General features: G+C 70.5%; 4 protein-coding genes. 1 reads left to right on the top strand and 3 read right to left on the bottom strand.

Going from position 1 to position 2,135, the window contains the following annotated elements:
* On the top strand, nucleotides 1–218 hold a 218-nt coding region (locus B207_RS37910; RefSeq protein WP_035740016.1), incomplete at its 5' end, for a zinc ribbon domain-containing protein.
* 139 nt (nucleotides 219–357) lie between these two features.
* Here the strand turns inward: B207_RS37910 and B207_RS0105220 are convergent.
* Genes B207_RS0105220 through B207_RS32625 form a run of 3 tightly spaced genes read right to left on the bottom strand, consistent with a single transcriptional unit; the run spans nucleotide 358 to nucleotide 1,884 of the window.
* Complete coding sequence (locus B207_RS0105220) at nucleotides 358–966, bottom strand: TIGR03086 family metal-binding protein (RefSeq protein WP_154675163.1); 609 nt, start codon at nucleotides 964–966, stop codon at nucleotides 358–360.
* A gap of 1 nt (nucleotide 967) precedes the next feature.
* A complete protein-coding gene (locus B207_RS0105215) occupies nucleotides 968–1,483 on the bottom strand; it encodes an SRPBCC family protein (protein WP_018635472.1) in 516 nt (171 codons plus the stop codon).
* Nucleotides 1,483–1,884 carry an ArsR/SmtB family transcription factor gene (locus tag B207_RS32625; RefSeq protein WP_018635471.1) on the bottom strand — a complete coding sequence of 134 codons (402 nt, stop codon included), beginning with the start codon at nucleotides 1,882–1,884 and terminating at the stop codon, nucleotides 1,483–1,485. The genes B207_RS0105215 and B207_RS32625 overlap by 1 nt, the downstream gene beginning before the upstream one ends.
* Between the last annotated feature and the right edge of the window lie 251 nt (nucleotides 1,885–2,135).

Raw genomic sequence — 2,135 nt, 5'->3', positions numbered from 1 at the left:
CCGTCATCGCGATCGACCGGTTCTACCCGTCATCGAAGACCTGTTCGGTGTGCGGGTCGAGGGTGGGGAAGCTGCCGCTCGACGTCCGGGAATGGGCCTGCCATCGCTGTGGCACGGTCCACGATCGGGACGTGAACGCGGCGACGAACATTCTGGCCGCGGGGCTCGCGGTTGCTGCCTGTGGAGATGGAGTGAGACCACCTCGCTCCCAGGAGTGAGAGGCGTCCGTTGATGAAGCAGGAACCTGTGTCGCGAGGTACAGGCATCTCCGTCCTGCAGGCCGGAGAGGATGTCAAGATCTGTTCGTGATACGAGCCCCAGCCCGGTGAGCCAGGACCACTCCATGCGCGGAGTCTGTCAGCGGCGCGGGCCCCCGGCCGGCCAGGACGGGTCGCGGCCGATGAAGCCGAGCAGGCGGGTCTGGGCGTCCGAGCCGGCGGGGACGGCGACCCGCGGCCCGTACTGGCCGGAGCCGCGGATGACGTCCTCCATCTGCTCCATGCCGCCGACCAGCTGGGCGCAGTAGTCGGCGTCGAGACGGTCGTCCTGGCCGGTCGCCCGGGCCAGGTCCCAGGTGTGCATGAAGACGTCCGACGTGTAGATCATGTCGGTGGCCGCGGCCAGCGGACGATCGCCGAGGTGCGGGTTGCGCAGCACCAGCGTGGCCGTGGCCGGGTCGTCGAGGAGCCGTTGGACGGCCTCGGCGTGGACCTGCCAGGCGCGTACCGGGTCCTCGTCGACCGCCGGGCCGCGGCGCAGCACCGGCCCGCCGCTGCCCTCGACGAAGCCGGCGAACCAGGTGCACAGGTGGCCGACCACGTCGCGTGCCGCCCAGCCGGTGACCGGTGTGGGGGCGTCCCAGTCGCGGGTGCCGAGCACCCGGTCGGTGAAGGTGGCCGCGATCAGCCGGTGACGCTCGGCCGGACGGTCGGCGAGCGCCACCAGCGCCGCCGGGGACGCTGCCATCTCAGACGGCACCCGAGGAGACCAGCGCGGCGAGTTTGGCATAGCCCTCGTTGACGCCGGTCTCCATACCGCCGCGCAGCCAGGCATCCCGCATCTCGAAGCTGTCGACCAGCGACTGGGCGTGCAGCCGGGTGCGGCCGTCGCCGAGATCCTCGAACCGCAGCGTCTCGAGCGCCACGCCGTCCGGCTCGGCCTCGAAGGTGAAGGTCTGCACGAGCCGGTCGGGACGGACCTCGTGGAAGCAGCTGCGGAACCGGAACTCCTGGCCGTCCCGGCGGGCGACGTAGCGCCAGCTGCCGCCGCTGGTGGCGTCCCAGTGCTCGATCGTCACGTTCAGACTGTCCGGCCCGACCCAGCGGACGAACAGGGCGGGGTCTGTGTGGGCGCGGAAGAGCTGCTCGGGAGTGGCGGCGAAGTCCCGCGTCATCCGGATCACCGGCACGGTCGGGTCGGCCTCGATCCGGGTCGTCTCGGCGGTGGCGGTGGCGGTGGCGGTGCTGCTGCTGTGGGTGCTCATCAGGCTGTTCCCTCCAGTGGTTGTTCGTCGTCCGCGGTGCCTTCGCCCGCGGTGCCGTCGTCCGCGGTGCCGTCGTCCGCGGTGCCTTCGTTCATCGCGGCCAGGAGCGCGTCGAGGCGGCTGTAGCGCTCCTCGGCGCGGCGGCGGTAGCGCTCGATCCACCCGGTCATCAGGTCGAACACCTCGGCCTCGAGGTGCACGGGGCTGCGGTGCGCCGGCCCGGCCCTGCTGACCAGGCCCGCCTGTTCGAGAACCTTCAGGTGCTTCGACACGGCCTGGACACTCATGTCGTAGGGCGCGGCGAGCTCGCCGACGGTGGCATCGCCCTCGGTCAGCCGGGCGACCAGATCCCGCCGCGTCGGGTCCGTGAGTGCCGCGAAGAGCCGCGACAGCTGATCCACACCCACCCACCTCCCTCAACCAGTCGGTTGACGAGAAGGCTAGACGGAGGCTGCATGGACGTCAACCATCTGGTTGATAACTGGAGCGGCGGAGCTGATCGTGACCTGGTCTCCGTGGCTCGTCCACGCTGGATCTGACGCCGTGTCTGGTTTCTCGCCGGGAGGTCGTGTGGTGCGTTTCCGCGACTAAAGGGCCACCCGTGTCCGTTCCCGCCGGAGTCTTGACGGATCGAGGTGGCGACCGTTCCGCA

Source organism: Parafrankia elaeagni, assembly GCF_000374165.1.
In the GTDB taxonomy this organism is placed as follows: Bacteria; Actinomycetota; Actinomycetes; order Frankiales; family Frankiaceae; genus Parafrankia; species Parafrankia elaeagni.
The sequence above is the reverse complement of the archived record's forward strand: the minus strand, read 5'-3'. Positions and strand labels throughout refer to the sequence as shown.